The 17,883-nt window shown below is 44.0% G+C and carries 20 protein-coding genes; 19 read left to right on the top strand and 1 reads right to left on the bottom strand.

What is annotated here, in order from left to right; genetic code table 11:
• Positions 1 to 12: 12 nt before the first annotated feature.
• The 13 genes from uvrA to GSF08_RS02465 all read left to right on the top strand — a co-directional run bounded on the left by uvrA (position 13) and on the right by GSF08_RS02465 (position 11,907).
• On the top strand, positions 13 to 2,835 hold the full coding sequence (uvrA, locus tag GSF08_RS02405; protein WP_160624278.1) for an excinuclease ABC subunit UvrA: 2,823 nt from the start codon (positions 13 to 15) through the stop codon (positions 2,833 to 2,835).
• Between the two features lie 3 nt (positions 2,836 to 2,838).
• On the top strand, positions 2,839 to 3,777 hold the full coding sequence (hprK, locus tag GSF08_RS02410; RefSeq protein WP_160624279.1) for an HPr(Ser) kinase/phosphatase: 939 nt from the start codon (positions 2,839 to 2,841) through the stop codon (positions 3,775 to 3,777).
• A 14-nt stretch (positions 3,778 to 3,791) separates the two neighbouring features.
• Positions 3,792 to 5,261 (top strand): prolipoprotein diacylglyceryl transferase, encoded by a 1,470-nt coding sequence (gene lgt / locus GSF08_RS02415; RefSeq protein ID WP_160624280.1) that lies wholly within the window; start codon positions 3,792 to 3,794, stop codon positions 5,259 to 5,261.
• On the top strand, positions 5,240 to 6,160 hold the full coding sequence (trxB, locus tag GSF08_RS02420; RefSeq protein WP_160624281.1) for a thioredoxin-disulfide reductase: 921 nt from the start codon (positions 5,240 to 5,242) through the stop codon (positions 6,158 to 6,160). Before lgt ends, trxB begins: the two co-directional genes overlap by 22 nt.
• Before the next feature lie 76 nt (positions 6,161 to 6,236).
• Entirely contained in the window at positions 6,237 to 7,088 is an 852-nt protein-coding gene (gene rapZ, locus GSF08_RS02425; protein ID WP_160624282.1) for an RNase adapter RapZ, read from the top strand.
• 3 nt (positions 7,089 to 7,091) lie between these two features.
• On the top strand, positions 7,092 to 8,048 hold the full coding sequence (locus GSF08_RS02430; RefSeq protein ID WP_160624283.1) for a gluconeogenesis factor YvcK family protein: 957 nt from the start codon (positions 7,092 to 7,094) through the stop codon (positions 8,046 to 8,048).
• A complete protein-coding gene (gene whiA / locus GSF08_RS02435; protein WP_160624284.1) occupies positions 8,048 to 8,983 on the top strand; it encodes a DNA-binding protein WhiA in 936 nt (311 codons plus the stop codon). The genes GSF08_RS02430 and whiA overlap by 1 nt, the downstream gene beginning before the upstream one ends.
• 38 nt (positions 8,984 to 9,021) lie before the next feature.
• Positions 9,022 to 9,567 (top strand): nuclease, encoded by a 546-nt coding sequence (locus GSF08_RS02440; protein WP_160624285.1) that lies wholly within the window; start codon positions 9,022 to 9,024, stop codon positions 9,565 to 9,567.
• 14 nt (positions 9,568 to 9,581) lie between these two features.
• Complete coding sequence (locus GSF08_RS02445; protein WP_160624286.1) at positions 9,582 to 9,797, top strand: helix-turn-helix domain-containing protein; 216 nt, start codon at positions 9,582 to 9,584, stop codon at positions 9,795 to 9,797.
• A gap of 101 nt (positions 9,798 to 9,898) precedes the next feature.
• Positions 9,899 to 10,174 (top strand): hypothetical protein, encoded by a 276-nt coding sequence (locus tag GSF08_RS02450; protein WP_160624287.1) that lies wholly within the window; start codon positions 9,899 to 9,901, stop codon positions 10,172 to 10,174.
• Positions 10,175 to 10,177: 3 nt separating this feature from the next.
• Entirely contained in the window at positions 10,178 to 11,092 is a 915-nt protein-coding gene (locus GSF08_RS02455; protein ID WP_160624288.1) for a GNAT family N-acetyltransferase, read from the top strand.
• A gap of 130 nt (positions 11,093 to 11,222) precedes the next feature.
• On the top strand, positions 11,223 to 11,384 hold the full coding sequence (locus GSF08_RS02460) for a hypothetical protein (protein WP_160624289.1): 162 nt from the start codon (positions 11,223 to 11,225) through the stop codon (positions 11,382 to 11,384).
• A complete protein-coding gene (locus GSF08_RS02465; protein ID WP_160624290.1) occupies positions 11,377 to 11,907 on the top strand; it encodes a hypothetical protein in 531 nt (176 codons plus the stop codon). Before GSF08_RS02460 ends, GSF08_RS02465 begins: the two co-directional genes overlap by 8 nt.
• Positions 11,908 to 11,938: 31 nt before the next feature.
• Here the strand turns inward: GSF08_RS02465 and GSF08_RS02470 are convergent, their stop codons facing one another.
• A complete protein-coding gene (locus GSF08_RS02470; RefSeq protein WP_160624291.1) occupies positions 11,939 to 12,553 on the bottom strand; it encodes a hypothetical protein in 615 nt (204 codons plus the stop codon).
• Between the two features lie 182 nt (positions 12,554 to 12,735).
• Between GSF08_RS02470 and GSF08_RS02475 the strand changes: the two genes are divergently transcribed.
• The 6 genes from GSF08_RS02475 (at position 12,736) to GSF08_RS02500 (ending at position 17,839) form a co-directional block, all read left to right on the top strand.
• Positions 12,736 to 13,911: an SIS domain-containing protein gene (locus tag GSF08_RS02475; protein ID WP_160624292.1), complete on the top strand. Its 1,176-nt coding sequence runs from the start codon at positions 12,736 to 12,738 to the stop codon at positions 13,909 to 13,911.
• A 26-nt stretch (positions 13,912 to 13,937) separates the two neighbouring features.
• Positions 13,938 to 14,366 carry a PTS galactosamine/N-acetylgalactosamine transporter subunit IIA gene (gene agaF, locus GSF08_RS02480; RefSeq protein WP_160624293.1) on the top strand — a complete coding sequence of 143 codons (429 nt, stop codon included), beginning with the start codon at positions 13,938 to 13,940 and terminating at the stop codon, positions 14,364 to 14,366.
• Positions 14,367 to 14,369: 3 nt separating this feature from the next.
• Positions 14,370 to 14,648, top strand: a complete 279-nt coding sequence (gene yajC, locus GSF08_RS02485) for a preprotein translocase subunit YajC (RefSeq protein ID WP_160624294.1) — start codon at positions 14,370 to 14,372, stop codon at positions 14,646 to 14,648.
• Positions 14,649 to 15,000: 352 nt separating this feature from the next.
• Positions 15,001 to 15,849, top strand: coding sequence for an efflux RND transporter periplasmic adaptor subunit (locus GSF08_RS02490; protein WP_160624295.1), 849 nt, complete (start codon positions 15,001 to 15,003; stop codon positions 15,847 to 15,849).
• Positions 15,849 to 16,535, top strand: a complete 687-nt coding sequence (locus GSF08_RS02495; protein ID WP_160624296.1) for an ABC transporter ATP-binding protein — start codon at positions 15,849 to 15,851, stop codon at positions 16,533 to 16,535. The genes GSF08_RS02490 and GSF08_RS02495 overlap by 1 nt, the downstream gene beginning before the upstream one ends.
• A complete protein-coding gene (locus GSF08_RS02500; protein ID WP_160624297.1) occupies positions 16,532 to 17,839 on the top strand; it encodes an ABC transporter permease in 1,308 nt (435 codons plus the stop codon). Before GSF08_RS02495 ends, GSF08_RS02500 begins: the two co-directional genes overlap by 4 nt.
• The last annotated feature ends 44 nt before the right edge of the window (positions 17,840 to 17,883 follow it).

The following is a 17,883-nucleotide window of genomic DNA, read 5'->3' on the forward strand; positions in this document are numbered from 1 at the left end:
GAGGTGATTACCATGAATAATGAATTCATTAGAATAAAGGGAGCAAGGGAAAACAATTTAAAGAACATCGATATTGAAATTCCGCGTGATAAATTTGTCATTATGACCGGAGTATCCGGTTCCGGCAAAACCTCGCTGGCGTTTGATACGATTTATGCCGAGGGTCAGCGGCGGTATGTAGAAAGTTTGAGCGCCTATGCCAGACAGTTTTTAGGCAACAGTGAGAAGCCGGAGGTAGACAGTATCGAAGGGCTGTCACCGGCCATTTCCATCGATCAGAAAACGACCAGTAATAATCCGCGTTCGACCGTAGGTACAGTTACTGAAATCTACGATTATCTGCGGCTGCTGTATGCCCGTATCGGCGTACCGTACTGTCCGACCCATCATGAGCCGATCACATCTCAGACGATCAAACAGATGGTCGATCGGGTAATGGAGATTGAAGACAAGACCAGACTTATGATCTTGGCCCCGGTTATGCGGGGGAAAAAAGGTACCCACAAGGATTTCTTTGAAAAACTTCAAAAGGAAGGATACATTCGTGTACGGGTTGACGGCGAGGTTCATCTGATTGAGGACATGGAGCCGTTGGAAAAAAACAATAAACACGATATTGATGTGATTGTAGATCGTATTGTTAAGAGCGATGATCGTTCCCGATTGCACGATTCTTTAGAATCAGCACTGAAATTGGCAGAGGGCAACGCCATCGTAGCTTACAACGGAGAAGAAATTCTTTTCTCCAGTAATTACAGCTGTAAGTATTGCGGCTTTTCCATACCTAAACTGGAACCCCGATTATTTTCCTTTAATGCGCCGTTTGGCGCCTGTGACTGCTGTAAAGGACTGGGGGTAACGATGAAGGTCGATCTGGATTATTTAATTCCGGACCGCAGTAAAACCATCCATGAAGGCGGTATTGTCTATTATAAGAATATCCTGCATAAGGACAATCTGGAGTGGCAGCGATTTAAAGCACTCTGTGATTATTATAAAATCAGTATCGATAAACCGATCAATAAGCTGACGAAGCGGCAGCTGGATATTTTATTGTATGGCTCTAAGGATATGATCTCCTATAAAATCTATTCTAAGTCCGGCAATACCTCGGAACGTAATGAATATATCGAGGGTATCTGTACGCTGATCGAACGCCGCTATCGGGAAACTTCTTCTCAGATGAGCCGCGATTGGTATGCGACCTTCCTGAGTGAATCAGAGTGTCCGCAATGCGGCGGGAGAAGACTGAACGAGCAGGCGCTGAGTGTCCGTATCGGCGGTAAAAATATTTATGAATGGACTGAGATGTCCGTACGTGACGCGTTACGTTTCATGGATCAGCTGACACTTACCAAGCAGCAAGCGGAAATTGCTTTTTTGGTACTGAAGGAAATCAGAGAGCGATTGACGTTTTTAAGCAATGTCGGATTAAACTATTTGTCATTGAATCGTCTGGCCGGCACCCTGTCCGGCGGCGAAGCTCAGCGAATTCGTTTGGCTACGCAAATTGGCTCTCATCTGAGCGGTGTTTTGTATGTGCTGGATGAACCGAGCATCGGTCTGCATCAGCGTGATAATGACCGTCTGATCAATACGCTGAAGAATATGCGCGATCTTGGTAATTCCTTGATTGTTGTCGAGCATGATGAAGATACGATGCGGGCTTCCGATTATATTATTGATATCGGTCCGGGAGCCGGCGTGCACGGCGGCAACGTGGTTGCCATGGGAACACCGGAAGAGGTAATGAACAATCCGGCATCGCTGACCGGTCAGTATTTATCCGGCAAACGGAAGATTGATGTACCGATGATACGGCGTAAGGGCAACGGAAAAAAACTGGAAGTTGTGAATGCCTATGAAAATAATCTGAAGCATGTCAACGTTACCATTCCGCTGGGCGTGATGACGGTAGTAACCGGAGTGAGCGGCAGCGGCAAATCATCACTGGTTACGGAGATCATCTCCAAGGGCATTGCTCAGCATTTGGGCCGTCAGCATGTGAAGCCGGGCAAGCACGACAAGATCAAGGGCATCAAAAATATTGATAAGATCATTGATATTTCTCAAGATCCGATCGGGCGTACACCGCGCTCCAATCCGGCTACTTACACCGGGGTGTTTGATGATATCCGCGATCTGTTCACACAAACTCCGGATGCGAAAGAGCGTGGCTACGAAAAGGGCCGCTTCTCCTTTAACGTAAAGGGCGGTCGCTGTGAAGCCTGCCAGGGAGATGGAATCCTGAGAATTTCCATGCATTTTTTGCCGGATGTCTATGTGCCGTGTGAGGAATGCGGAGGCAAGCGTTACAATGAAGAAACGCTGCAGGTAAAATTCAAGGATAAAAATATCTATGATGTTCTGGAGATGACAGTGGAGGAAGCGATCAGCTTCTTTTCCGGAGTTCCGAAGATCAAACATAAGCTGCAGACGCTGTATGATGTGGGACTCGGTTATATTAAGCTCGGTCAGAGCGCAACCACTTTGTCCGGCGGGGAAGCCCAGCGGGTCAAGCTTGCCAGTGAGCTGCAGCGCAAGGCAACCGGCAAGACGCTGTTTTTGTTGGATGAGCCGACTACCGGTCTGCATACGCATGACGTCGCAAAGCTGTTGGAGGTTTTGCAGCGAATCGTCGATAATGGCGATACCGTGATCGTGATCGAGCACAACCTTGACATAATCAAGTGCGCGGATTATATTATTGACATCGGTCCGGAGGGCGGAGACGAAGGCGGAGAAATCGTTGCCACCGGTACTCCGGAGCAGATTGCAAACACCCCGGGGAGCTATACCGGACAGTATTTAAAACCTATATTGAAAAGAGGATAAGCTATGAACGATAAAGTAATCACGATGCGCGGACTGAAAGATAACTTTCGGTTTGAACAGGTCACCGGCAATCAGGAGAGTTTAAATCGTCCGATTACCATTGCGGATACTAACCGTCCCGGTCTGGAGCTCGCAGGATTTTATGACTATTCGCAGTTGAAGCGGCTGATTGTCCTTGGTGATAAAGAGATTGCTTATATCGAAACAATGAGTGAGGAGGCGCAGCGGCGCGCTTTTGACTTTATAACCGATGAAACAACACCAGGCATTGTAATATCGAAAAATCATTTATGTCCGAGAATTCTGTATCATATTGCGGAAGAAAAGAACTTTCCGGTGCTTCGTTCGTCCTGGCCGACATTTCGGGTTACCATTGATGTCGTTACTTTTCTGGATGAACAGCTGGCTCCTACGGAATGTATTCACGGCGGCCTATTGAGCATTTATGGAAAAGGGGTGCTGATTCGCGGTGAAAGCGGACTGGGCAAAAGTGAGATCGCATTGGAATTGATCAAGCACGGCCATCAGTTGGTTGCCGATGATCGGGTAGACTGTTATCGAATCCACAACCGCATTGTCGGCAAAGCGCCGAAGCTTCTAGCCGGGATGCTGGAGATCCGCGGGATCGGCATTATCAATGTCGCCCGAATGTTTGGCGCCAGTACGGTGCTTCCGGAAATGGAAGTAGACTTTGAGGTCTGCCTTGAAAAGTGGCGGGACAATGCAAATTATGATCGAGTAGGTATCGAGGAGAAGAAGTATGATCACATTCTCGATGTGGATATTCCGATGATCGTTGTCCCGGTACGGGAAGGACGGTCGATGGCTGCGATTATTGAATCGGCTGTCACCAATTTCACTTTGAGTGAAATGGGCATGGACAGTGCTAAGGAATTTGAACAGCGCGTTCTTTCTTACATTAAGGAAAACGCTGAGAAATAGGAGGAACGCGAATTATGAGTTTATTTCCTGATACAAAAACCTTTATGACAATCGGACCGCTGCATATTGCTTGGTATGCGGTAATTATTCTAAGTGCTGCTTTTCTGACCTATTATCTGTGTCTTAGAAAGTTCCGCAAAATGGGTTATGAGGATGAAATATTTGAAAATTTTTTCCTGATGATGCTTCCCACTGCGATCATCGGCGCTCGTATCTGGTATGTCATCTTTGAATGGCGGCAGTATGTCGATAATCCGATCCGGGTATTTTATATCTGGGAGGGGGGCTTGGCAATTCACGGCGGTATCATCGCTGCGGTGCTCTTGGGCTGGTATTACTTCCGGAAGCGCTGTATCAACGGCTTACGCATCATGGACGTCGTGTTTCCCTATCTGCTGATTGCACAAGCAATCGGACGCTGGGGAAACTTCATGAATCAGGAAGCGTACGGCGGTGCGGTAAGCGCTCAGTTTATGAGTCATTTTCCGGCCTTTATCAAAGACCAGATGTTTATCATGGGTGAGTATCATCATCCTACCTTTCTGTATGAGAGCATCGGAAATATTGTCGGATTTATTCTGATTTATTTTGTTTACCGAAAATACGGACGCAGAAAACGCGGTGATCTGACATTTGCCTATCTTGCCTGGTATGGTTTGGTACGGTTTTTTGTCGAAGGCTTCCGTACCGATTCACTGATGATGGGTAATATTAGAGTTGCTCAGCTGGTTTCTATTTTGGGTATCATCATCGGACTGCTCGGAATTGCCGGAGTTTGGGATAAGCTGTTTCAAAATTTCTACCCGTTTAAGAAACAGAAGCCGGCGGTCATTTTTGATTTAGACGGTACACTGCTGGATACCGAAGCTTTGATATTTGCTTCCTTCCGTCATGTATTCAGTAAGTACAAGCCGGGATATGAATTATCGTTAAAAGAATTAAAATCATTTTTGGGACCGACTTTAAAAGCTTCCTTTGAGAAATATTTCGATCCGTCCATGAGTGAAGAACTGATACAGGCTTACCGGGAATACAATGTGGCGCATCATGATGAACTGGTAAAGCCGTTTCCCGGAGCTAAGGAAACCTTACAGTATTTGAAAGAACAGGAGTATCCGATTGCGATTGCTTCTAATAAGATAAAAGAGACCGTGGTTCGAGGGATCACTCACTGCGGTTTGGCAGAATACATCGATGTAATTATCGGCTGCGATCAAATTTGCGATCCGAAGCCGAGTCCCCAGTGTATCTTAGAAGCGTGCAAAGAGCTGTACTGCTCTCATGATGATGTCATTTATGTAGGTGACAGCATCACCGATATTCAGGCGGCGAAGAACATGGCGGCCTACAGTGTGGCAGTATTATTCGATGAGGAAAATGCGGATAATCTGCTGGCGGAAAAGCCGTGTCGAACGATTCATCATTTAAAAGAATTAATAGATATCGTAAAGGAGGATCACGAATGGAGCGACGCTACGATTTAATTATTATCGGGGCCGGACCTGCCGGTATGAGTGCGGCAATCTACGGCAGCCGGGCGGGGTTAAAAACCGCGATGTTGGAAGAGGGGGCACCGGGAGGTAAGCTGATCAAGACCGCAGAAATTCAAAATTGGCCGGGCGTTAAGCAGGAAAGCGGAGCTGATCTGGCATATGAAATGTTTGAGCACTCTACCAATTTCGGAGCAGAATACTTATACGGAAGGGTAACCAAGATCGAAGACGGTGAGTGGAAAAAAATCACATGTGATGATGGTACTATCTATGAAGCAAAAAGTGTGATTGTCGCGACCGGTACGAAGGAGCGGATGCTGAACATCCCCGGTGAGGAAGCGAACATCGGGCGCGGTGTATCATATTGTGCGGTCTGTGACGGAGCCTTTTTCAAAGCAAAGCCGGTAGCGGTGATTGGCGGCGGTAACTCCGCACTGGAAGAAGCGCTGTATCTGACCCAATTCGCAAGCAAAGTGTATATTGTGATCCGCCGCGATGTATTCCGCGCCGACGCGATCATTCAGGCATCGGTGGAAGCCAATGACAAAATTGAAATCGTGCGCAGCAGCGTTCCGGTAGCTGTACATGATGACGGGGCTCATGTAACATCTTTGGAAATCAAGAACGTCAATACGGATGAAACAAGCGAACTAACGGTAAGCGGCATCTTCCCGTATATCGGGCTTGACCCGGCCACCTCTTTTTTAGAGGGTCTGGACGTATTGGATGAACACGGATATATCGTAACCGACGATAATTGTGAAACCAAAGTAAAAGGAATCTATGGCGCTGGTGATGTAATTGTGAAAAAGCTGCGTCAGGTCGTAACCGCGGCCAATGACGGAGCAATCGCAGCACAGCACGCCTTCCATCAGATCAAGCATATTTAACTGTCTTATTTAAGACAGTTTTTTAGTTGTGAACCACCCGAGGCTGTGGTACTATAGTGAAAAAGAGGTGAGGAAAATGAGTGAACAGAACGTATTATTAATTACCGGGATGTCCGGAGCGGGAAAAACCTCTGCGATGGGTATCCTGGAAGATATGGGATACCACTGCATCGATCAGTTTCCGGTGCAGCTGATTAAGAATTTGGGTGAAATCATCAAGGATCAGCCGGATCCGCGTTATACGAACATTGCGTTGGCGACCAATGCGCTGGATTACCCCAAATTTCTGAATTATTTTGAGAATATCGGCGTGAATGTCCGCGTTGTTTTCCTGGATGCATCGAATGAAAAATTGCTGCTGCGCTATAAATTTACCCGCCGTTTGCATCCCTTTCTGATGTTCTCCAAAGCGAATACGCTAGAGGAAGCAATCGAAATGGAGCGGGATACATTTGATACCCTGAATGAGCGCGCGGTGCTGCATATTGATACGACCAAAATGAATCTCCAGGAGCTGAAGCGGGTGTTGGAAGCAAAGCTGCCGCTATCCAGTAAACCGGTCTTTTCTATTTCCTTTACATCGTTCGGCTATAAAAACGGTGTGCCGCTGGATGCGGATTTGTTGTTTGATGTACGGTTTTTGCCCAATCCTTATTATGTGGAAGAATTGAAACATCTCACCGGTGATGATCCGGAGGTTTATGAATATGTTATGAAGCATGAGGAAACCAAGATCTTTTTAGCGAAGCTTCAATCCTTTCTCGACTATGCCTTTCAGCAGTATAAAAAAGAAGGGAAAACGCATTTAACGGTAGGAATCGGCTGCACCGGAGGTCATCATCGGAGCATCTCGGTAACCAACTGGCTATATGACCATTACAAAGATCAGTATCACTGCTTCAAGGGTCATCGCGATAAGAAGGTATAGTATATGAAAAATGTTGTTGTAATCGGAGGGGGAACCGGGCAGTCGATCATTCTTCGCGGCATGAAACAGCTTGAAAATATTAATCTTTCGGCAATCGTCACGGTAGCCGACGACGGCGGAAGCACCGGCCGGCTGCGCCGTCAATATAATATCCCCGCCATGGGAGATATCCGCAGTGTTATGTGTGCCTTAGCCGAGAGTGAAACACTTTTATCCTCGCTGATGAATTATCGATTCGAGGGGGATGAAAACGATGGTGATATCAGCGGGCACAACCTTGGCAATCTGATCCTAACCGCGCTGTCTCAATCCTCCGGAAACTTTATGAATGCGATTCAGGTATTTTCTAAGGTATTGAATGTCCGCGGTGATATCATTCCTTCGACCGAGCAGGTGATAACACTGTTTGCGACGATGGAGGATGGTACGATCGTTCGCGGTGAAAGCAATATTCCGAAATTTAAGAATCAGATTAAGCGGGTCTTTTACGAGGAAGAGGTCAAAGCTTCACAAATGGCAGTAGACGCCATCAAAAAAGCAGACTATATCGTATTTGGCATCGGTTCCTTGTATACCAGTATTTTACCCAATCTCATCATCGGCGATATCAAAGAAGCATTAAAAAATAGCTTTGCGAAAAAAATCTACTTCTGCAATGTCATGAGCCAGCCGGGGGAAACCGATTATTACAGCCTGGAAAACCATGTGCAAGCACTGGTCGATCATACATTTCCGGGCATTATCGATATTGTGGTCACGCATAATAATGAGCTGAAGGAAAAAACCTTGGCAAAATATGCGGCGATGGGTTCCACGCCGGTCTGGATTCAGCAGGAACAGCATGACTATCAGGTGATCCGCCGTGATCTGCTGACGTTTGAAAATGGCTTGATTCGTCATGATTCCGATAAAATCCGTGATATCATGGAAGAATTGATCAACCATAAGGAGGTCATCTGATGTCTTTTACAACGGAGGTAAAGGCGGAAATCGCTCAGAATGAGCTGACGGATTCTCAGATGCGCGCACAGCTTTCCGCGATGATTCAGATGTGTTCGACCCTGAGCTTTACGAATCGAGGCATGCATATTGTGGTAAAAAGTGAAAATGCGAATACGGCGAAACGGGTATGGAGGCTTCTGAAGGAGCGTTATCAGGTAGACAGTGAATTATCCGTTATAAAAAAAATGAAGCTGAAAAAGAACAATGTCTATGTCATTCGTATTGTGAATCAAGCAGCGGATATATTAAAGGATTTGGAAATCTTTACTGACGCGGGACTGCAGTCGCATCCCAGCAGTCAGCTGACGGCTAAGGAAGCGGATGCCAAAGCATATCTCGCGGGGGCATTTTTAGCGTCCGGTTCGATCAATTCCCCTCAGACCGCAAACTATCACATGGAAATTACCGCCAATACGGAAGCCTTGGCAAAATATATTCAGCGGCAGATGAAGAAGTTTGATCTGCCGGCTAAGCTGATCAAGCGCCGCGCTCAACATGTTGTTTATGTGAAGGCGAGTGATAAAATTTCTGATTTCTTGCGCTGTATCGGTGCGAGTGATGCAGTTTTTACTTTTGAGGACAGTCGGATTCAGCGGGATTTTATGAATGCTTTAACGCGCTTGGATAACTGTGAGGTGGCTAATGAGATGAAAAGTCTGAAGGCGGCTTCGCAGCAGCTGGAGGATATCGACTGGATTGAGAATTACAGCTCGCTGGAAGTCCTGCCGCCAAAGATCAAAGTCGTGGCACAGCTGCGAAAAGCATACCCTGACAGCTCTTTGAATGAGCTTTGTGATTTGTATCAGGAAAAAACCAGAGAAACCATATCCAAATCGGGCATGAAGCATCGATTAGGTAAATTGCGGGAAATCGCAAATCAGTATCGCGAATAAGGGTACCGTAAAAAGCGCACACTACTATTGGTGATGACATGAAAGTATTGTTGACAGTAGTGCTGGCGCTTTTTCCTTTGCTTCACGAAACCAGCTATCCAGCTGAATTTCAAAGCTGTTCCGCTGAGGGAATCTTTCTAAAGATCAAGGATGAAATAAGGGAAGTTCAGCTCTTTAATATAGTGATGAATGAAAAAGGTACCGGTCGCGTATGTAAAGCTTTGGAAGAAGCCAAAACGATCACCGTAGAGATTGATTCCAGCAGTCAGGTAGAAGATCCGCTGCCAGTCTATATCTTTGCGGATGGGAATCTGCTTCAGGAAGAAGTTCTAAAAAATCAGGAAGGGTATATTGCGGTTAAAAATCCGGAATATCGCTATGAGAAACGGATGGAAGCTGCGGCGGCCGCACAGAAGACCAGTGCTAAACAGAAGCAGCCAGAAACTGTCAAAGCACATCAGCCATCACGCGGCTACCGTTATCTGTTACTTTTTTTGGCAATCTGGATTGTTTTAGGGATTCTCTTGTTTAAGGACAGATTCCATAAAAAGCCGAAAAAGCATGTTGATAAGAAGGTATCCTGAAAGGAGCGTCTGACATGTGTGAGCGATGGGATACGATTGAAGTGCGTTTTGGAAACCGGATCAGAGAGCTGCGGATGCTTGCTCATTTTACCCAGGAAGAACTGGGAGCAGTTGCACAGCTTCACCGCAACTATATATCAGATTTGGAACGGGGCATGCGCAATGTGTCATTACGGACGATTGAAAAACTGGCACAGGCTCTGCAGGTGGAGATACGAGATCTATTTTAATGCGCCGCCGGCGCATTTTTTATAGCTATTTGGTCAATTTCGTGTATAATGTAAGCAATACGAAAGATTCGGGATCGAAGGTTGAAAGGAGTGTCTTATTCATGAACGCTATTATCTCTATTATAATCAGCTGTGTGATATTTTTTCTGATTATCACGATGCTTCCTTATCTGATCTGGTTGTTTATAATATTTGCTATCGTAGCAGCTATTTTCAATATTTACCGCAGCTATAAGATTCGTAAAATGAATGAACAGTATTATCAGGATTATCATCAGGAAGAGCAGTCATCCAGCTATACCTACACAAACCAAAACAAAAGCAGTGTGGACAGCGATGTCATCGATGTAGAATTTACCGAGCATCCTGAGGATTAAACAATGATCAGAAACGCGAAAAATGCGGATCGTCAGGTTATCTATGATATCTGGCGGCAGGTTTATACCAATATGGATCTGAACGAACTGAATTATTTTTTCAATCGGGTTTATGATCAAGGAAAAACTGTTATCATTGAGCAGGATGATCGAATTATTTCTACCCTGCACGCTCAGCCGCATGTTTTGACGATGAAGCAGAAACGGCTGCGTATCAATTATCTGCTTGGCATGACGACAATTCCGGATTACCGCATGCGCGGCCATATGGGTGAACTCATGAATAGCATGCTGGATGAAAGCAGTCATCAATATCTCTTTACCGTTATCAAAGCATTTCATCCGCAGCTTTATGAGAAGTTCGGCTTTGAGACCGTGTGCTGGCATAAACAGTATCGTATCCCCGCTAAAGTTTTTCTAAAATGTGAAGATGATGGAGTCAGCCGCAGCTTTACATCCCAGGAGTTACTCAGCTTATATGAGCAATTTACTCGGCATTTTGACGGTTATATGATCCGTGATCTGAAATATTATGAAAATTTGACCCAGCGGGCAATGGGCGGTGACTGCCGAATCTGCGTGTACCGCAATGAGCAGGATGAGCTGACCGGCTATGCGTTTTATCGGGAGACTGACACAGATGCGGAAGTGAAAGAAATTCTGTATATGGACAGTACAGCGTTAAGCCGCATCCTAAAATTTATCATTCGGCGCAAGGATGCTGTAACCGTAAATGTCAGTGCGGCAGAAAAGCTGGAAAAACTGTTTCCCTTGGCAATACCCCGCAAAATACCTTTCTTGATGGCGAAGCTTCATCAAAAGGAGCTGTTTAATAAATTATACGATGTGCATATACAGACGGCATCGGATGCATTTAAGCTATTGAACAAGCCAATGTATAATAATGATGATTTTTAGTAAATCGTATAACCTAAGGGTTATGCGTTTTTATTTTTGTGAATTTTTATATGGGAAATGTATTCGAATTTCAGTAATTGACATTAAATGGAAAAAAACGTACGATAAAAGTATCAAAGGAGATGATAGTATGAAGCTATTGTTACAATCGGTATATCCTTATTTTGGTTCTGCACCTGCATATTATAAGCCAATTGTAGCTTATTTAGATTTGCACAGTAATATTATTGCCCAAGGAGAAGGAGAGGTATGGGAAGTACATTCTCCGGGTCCAATGAGTATCAATGATTAACTTAAAAAAATTTTCGCTATTGTTGTTCATGGTTATCACGATGACCTCGTGTTCTTCTCCGCCCAAAGCTTTACACCCAGAGGATTTTCATTCTGATATATCAACAGTAAATCAAAATGTTGAGGCAGCTAATGAAACAATTCCTAATGACTCACAACATATGAAGTTTCAATCTTTAAAGAAAAATGAGGATGACTCCTATGTGATGACATATACGATGAATGATAAGTTTGTTTCGATATTTTACTTTCATTCCGATCAAAGCTTATATAAGGTTATTCTCGGAAATTCCAAACAAGATCCTTACGAGTATTCAGAAGTAGGTGTTCCGCTTTCGATAATTATGGCTTATTTTGTTCTTGGTGACACAATACCGGAAGACCGTGATATTGAAAATATATCAATTTTTCTGATTTCCTGTGTGAAAGACGGCCAATTAGAGATTAAAACCAATGCATATATTTATCAATTCGAAAAAAGTTTCAAGAATCAGACAATTACAATTCATATACAAGAATCATAAAAAAACCCTGATTTCAAGTCAGGGTTTAGCTTTATTTCTTTTTCTTTTGTTCCGCAAGCTTCTCGGCTTTTCTGCCTTTACGCGGGCCGGTATCCGTAGTAAAATCCGGATGTCTGCGCTTGTACATGATCGACGCGATCTGTACCCCTGCCATAACTAAGCCGGCAGCCGAAACACCATAGCTGACAATCAGCATGATCTGAGAAAATTTTTGGTCGTATGCATTTAGTACGAATAAAATGGCGAAAGCGACAAATAACGCTACTTTCATCCATTGACGGCCAACTGATTCCTGGCTCATCATCTGTATTCTTGTGAATTTGTGCTGCGGTTCAAAGTCCATGATTTGAATACAGGACGGCAGAAATTTCATACGAAATGTGTATTCCATTAACAGAATAACTGCGATGCCCACCCCTATGCATAGGAAGATATTCAAGCCCCAGTCCAGCGTATACAGCAAAACTGCGGCGACAAATCCTAAAAAGTAACGGAAATTCAATGTCGAGTATTTTCCCATTTTATCATCGGTTATTACGTAGCCGATGCGTTTGCGGGAATTGTAGTAAACGTAACGGTTCAGGTTGTCTTTATAGATGTTTCTACCGGATAAAGTAGCCTCCCGTGATTTTTTGTCTAGCGCCATTTCACTCACCTCTGTCCCTTATTATATATGGAAAACGCTTACTCGTAAAGAAAATAAGGAATAGAAATTAATAATCTTTTTGCACTTATTAGCAATCCTTATACTGATTTATTGTTTTTTAAAATATGCTGTTCTATAATGCAGATGAAGAGCGGATAAGATTATCCAAGAAGGGAGACATTATGATCTTTGGAAAAGACAAACAAACATTAGAAAACGAACACAGTATTTTTACCGCAACGGAAATTCACCAGCAGCCGAATACCTGGATGAAAACCATCAAGCAGATTGCTTCTATGAAAGATGAATTAAAAGCATTCATAGCAAATGTCACTTCAAAAGAGGATTATGACATTATTTTGACCGGTGCCGGTACCAGTGAATTTGTCGGCAACGCACTATACTCCTATATTAATAAAGTTACAGATTTCAAAACGAAGTCCTATGGTACAACAGATATTGTTGCGACTCCGGAAAATTATTTATCTCGGACGAAGCCGACCCTGTTAATCTCCTTCGGCCGTTCCGGCAACTCTCCGGAATCAGTCGGTGCGGTGGAAGCGGCAGATGTGGTATGCAAAGAAAACGTATATCACTTATTTGTAACCTGCAATGCCGATGGTGCCTTGTCAAAGGCTGCGGCTACTCGTGATAACGCATTTGCGATCAATCTGACTCCGGAAACGCACGATCAGAGCTTTGCGATGACCAGCTCCTACTCGAATATGATGCTGGCTACTCTGTTGGCATTCTCATTGGACAACTTTGATGAAACCGTGAAGCAGGTGGAAATGATCATCCGTTCCAGCGAGCAATTCCTGAATAATTCTTATGAGACGATCCAACAGGTTGTCGCTGATTATGATTTCAGCCGTATTGTATATTTAGGCTCCAATACCTTAAAGGGAACGGCTCAGGAAAGCGCTTTGAAGATGCTGGAACTGACGGCCGGTAAAGTCGCTACAATGTTTGATACACCGCTGGGCTTCCGTCATGGGCCGAAATCCATCATCAATGATGAAACACTTACGGTTCTGTATCTGAGTGATAATGCGTATACACGCCGTTATGAAATTGATCTTCTTAAAGAGATGAGCGGCCAGCGTAAAGGAAATAAAATCCTTGTCGTAAGCAATCATAGTGATGATGAAGTTAAGGCTTTAGCGGATTACTATTTTGCATTTGAAAATGATACAGACGCGGATAATATGTTCCTTGGCTTCAACTATATCCTGGCAGCTCAGGTACTTGCATTATTTAAGTCATTATCTTATAATATAACTCCGGACAACCCATGCCCAAGCGGCGAGGTTAATCGTGTGGTAAAAGGCGTAATCCTTTACCCTTACACACGGTAAGAAGGAAAGAAAGAGGGACGTATAATATGATCGGACTTATCGTAACAGGACACGGAAATTTTGGCACTGGCTTAACAAGCTCATTGAATCTGATTGCTGGTGAACAGCAGAACTACTATGCAGTAGATTTCACATCTGATTATTCAGTTGAAGATTTGGAACGTGATTTAAACAAAGCGCTGGACGCTTTAAGTGATTGCGATGGTATTCTGATACTGTCTGACTTGGTTGGCGGTTCACCATTTAAATCTTCGGTTATTCTGAGTACACAGCGTCAGAATGTTGAAGTCATCGGCGGTACTAACCTGGCTATGCTGGTTGAAGTGGCAATGGCCCGCAACTTCAATGATGATCTGCAGGGATTAACCGCAATGGCTGTAAATACAGGTAAAGATGCGGTAGTACACTATGTATTCCAGCCGGTTGAAGAACAGACCTGCGAGGATGGAATTTAATCAATGAATTGGGTGGTAGTCGGAACAAGTGCGATTGTCTTCGCAATCATGGCAGGGCTGCTTATTCTGGTATATACCTTTATGAGTGCCCGCACGATGAAAAAGCGCAGAATGGAAATGGTAACTTTTCTGGACTCGATCAAGCCTGGTAAACGCTGTGTATTCGGCGGCGGTATTCAGGGCAAAATCACAGCGGTTCATGAAGATACGGTAGATGTAGAAATTGCCAAAGGCATGATCGTTACCGTTAATAAGCTGGGTATTTCCGACATTGTTAAATAATAGAGAGGACATATGCGTGAGCGTATGTCTTTTTGTATGCAAGATTATATCTTGAGTCATGCTTCGTGATATAGCTGTTCCGCGATCCGATCTTATAAACTTATAAGCGCAGATCCACAAGCTAGTCAGCAGACAAGGATCTTGATGATTATCCGAAAAAAGGGATATTGCATATTTATGAAAAAGCAGCCCTGATCTTAACGAGCTTGCTGATCCTTTTTCTTGCATCGAACAAATTGAGATAGATAAACAGCTTTGGCAATGCCTTTTTTATTACGAAATTCTTTAGAAATCCTTAATGGTATTCATTTCCTGGCTTCGCTATACTGAAAACAGATAGAGGAGGAAATTTATGAAAAAGCGTACAGCTACGATCATAAAAATTGGTGCAGGTGTTGCCGTAGCGGCAGCGGCTGTGTTTATGATCAGCAATTTTGTGGGAGGAAAAGTAGAAAAAGCAACACAGTCAAGCTATGAAATGTATTCAGCGGTCCCGGCAGAGCGGATCGATTTGGAAACGTACACAAGGGGAAGCGGCTTATTCACATCGTTTAATACATCGCAGCTGAAGGTTGATGAGGGCTCCAAGATTACTCAGCGTTATGTGAATGACGGCGAGGCGGTAAAAGCAAATCAGAATGTTTTTCTGACAAGCAACGGATATGAAAGCAGTTATATAAAAACACCGATTTCCGGATTATTTTTTGAAAAGCAGGGAGAGTCCAACACTTCGACCTATGAGGTATACGATATAACCGATACCGGTATTATGATCCAGGTATCGGAGTCCAATGTAGCAAAAATGCAGATCGGTCAAACGGCAAAAGTTTTATTTACAGCCATTGATAAAGAACTGGACGGTAAAGTCAGCTATATTTCTAAGGTCGCGGAAAATGGCAGTTTTCCGGTGCGAATTTCAGTCCCGTACAGTGAAGATCTTCGCTTTGGCTATAATGCTTCGGTAAAAATCATTACCGCATCCAAACAGCAGGCTTTATGTGTACCTTATAATGCTGTTATGTTTGATGGTGATAAAGCCTATGTGGTAAAGAAGAAGCATTTAAAAGCAGTTAATAAGGACGGAAACATCACCGATGATATGAAAACTTATATCAAAGTCGGCGTCAGTGACAATGATTATGTAGAAGTGCTGGAAGGCTTGAATGAAAACGATCAGATTTTGATGGGAAATTATTACTGATGATTACCTTGAAGCATGTCAGTAAAGTCTACCAGCCAAGCCGTGATGTTAAAGTAACCGCGCTTTCGGATATCAATCTGCAGATCGATGAAAATGAGGATATAGCGATCATTGGTAAATCCGGAAGCGGAAAGTCTACCCTGATGAATCTGATCACTTGCATTGACACGATCAGTGAGGGGGAATATATATTAAAAGGAATTGATGTCAGAAGTCGCAGCCGTACCCAGCTCGCAGTGCTTCGCAATCAGCATTTTGGCTTCATATATCAGAACTTCAATTTACTGAATCATTTAAACGCTTATGAAAATATTGAACTGCCGCTGATTTATGCACAAATAAAAAAGAATGAACGTGATATGAAGGTAAAAACAATAGCGGAAAAAGTTGGTATCCTAGATCGGCTGGATCATCGTCCAAGTGAATTGAGCGGTGGGGAAAAGCAGCGGGTAGCGATTGCCCGAGCGTTGATTAATGATCCGGAAATCATAATTGCGGATGAACCGACGGGAGCATTGGATGAACAGACCGGGAAACAGATTATTGCCATATTAAAGGGGCTACATGAGCAAGGAAAAACAGTGATCATGGTTACTCATGACATGGATATTGCCGCTCTTTCCAAGCGTCGTATTACGCTCGCGGATGGACGGATCATCGGGGATGAACAGGGGGTGCAGGCATGACCATATTTTTAGAAACGGTAAAAATGGTCGGAAAAGTGTTTCGATCCAATAAACTTCGTACATTCTTGACCATGTTGGGAATTATTGTCGGCATCTTCTCGGTTACGATGATCTTTGCGGTATCGGATGGAACCAAGGATAAAATATCAAAAGAATTCATGGAAATGGATAAAACATCGATTACGCTGACGTTTAATGATAAATATGATCAGTCCTCGGGGCAGCTGCAGGAAAAAACCACACCGCCATATGAAGCTCTGCAGAAGCTCAGCAGATCATCGAAGATCATCACCAATGTCACGGTATCATCCCCGCGCACCTGGAAGGAAGCACAAGAAAAATTGATGCAGGATGCACTGGAAAGCGGTATCGATTCTAACGACCCCAATGCCATGTATCAACAGGGAAACGGTGATGAAGGCGCCAGTCAGGTCAACGCAGTCGGTTATGACTTCTTCGGGGTGAGGGAAAAGCTGAGTACTAAGGTTATCGCTGGCCGGCTGTTTACAAAGTTTGATGAACAGAATCAGGCTTACTTTGCGGTCATCAGCGATCAGATTGCGGCTGAAAAATTCGGTTCGCCGAAGGCTGCCGTGAATCGTACGCTCATGATCAATAATATTTCTTATAAGATCATCGGGGTCCTTCAGCGAAACAGTGATCAGGGTACCGGCCCTTGGGATGAACAGTATGTATATCCTGCATACATCCTGCATTCCACACAGCAGAATCAGGTGTCGGATGAGAATCGCTATTTTTCTGAAGAATATATTCTGAAAGTAAAGGCGACAAAGGATCGTGATCAAGCGAAGCAGGAGGTTACTGAAGTATTAAGCAACTATATGCAGAAAGATCAATACAATATCAATATGGGCTTTGGTGACAATCAGGAAGCAACCAATAATATTATGGATTTGGTTACCATGGTGTTTGCGGGAATTGCCGGTCTGTCCTTAATCGTCGGCGGTATCGGTATCATGAATATCATGCTCGTATCGGTCAATGAACGAATCAAAGAAATCGGGATACGCCAAGCGCTTGGAGCACGCCGCTGGCATATTCTGATGCAGTTTCTTGTGGAAGCGATAGCGCTGACGCTGATTGCCGGGGTGCTTGGTATGATATTGGCACAAGTTGCCGTGTCCTGGCTGAATACTCAGCATTTGGGGATTGTATTAGCAGTCAATATCAAAATAATGATTGCCGTAACCTTGTTCTGTACTGCGGTCGGAGTTCTGTTTGGTTATTACCCGGCAAATAAGGCAAGCAAATTAAATATTGCCGATGCGCTGCGCTATGAATAATCATCGGTAACCGTATAAATTCTATAAATAAAAAAAGATAGAAA

Source organism: Copranaerobaculum intestinale (assembly GCF_009831105.1).
In the GTDB taxonomy this organism is placed as follows: Bacteria; Bacillota_I; Bacilli_A; order Erysipelotrichales; family Erysipelotrichaceae; genus Copranaerobaculum; species Copranaerobaculum intestinale.